Genomic DNA, 284 nt, shown 5'->3' on the forward strand with positions numbered 1-284 from the left:
AGATCGGACACTGCGCTGCTGTCGGCGCGGCCGCTGCCCAGCATCACACCGGCAACCGCATTGCCACGCCGCAGCAGGTCAGCACCGATCTGCAGCACCGAGGTGGTGCCATCGATCGACAGTTGGCCGCCGACCGCGCTGAAATCCGCCCGTTGCCCGCCCACGCGCGCCCAGGCCTCGCGCTCGCCGCCCATCGACCGTGCACCGCTGCGCTCCTGCATGCGGTGCGCGAACAGATTGATCGCCGCCGACTGGTTGGCCAGGTACGCACCGGCTTCCGGGCG

1 protein-coding gene is annotated in these 284 nt (G+C 70.8%); it reads right to left on the reverse strand.

Translation table 11 applies throughout. The features are described 5' to 3' along the window. Positions 1-284 (reverse strand): autotransporter outer membrane beta-barrel domain-containing protein (locus EN850_RS35900; RefSeq protein ID WP_136093095.1); only part of this gene is annotated, 284 nt, incomplete at both ends.

The organism is Mesorhizobium sp. M8A.F.Ca.ET.207.01.1.1 (assembly GCF_004794715.1).
Classification (GTDB): Bacteria; Pseudomonadota; Alphaproteobacteria; order Rhizobiales; family Rhizobiaceae; genus Mesorhizobium.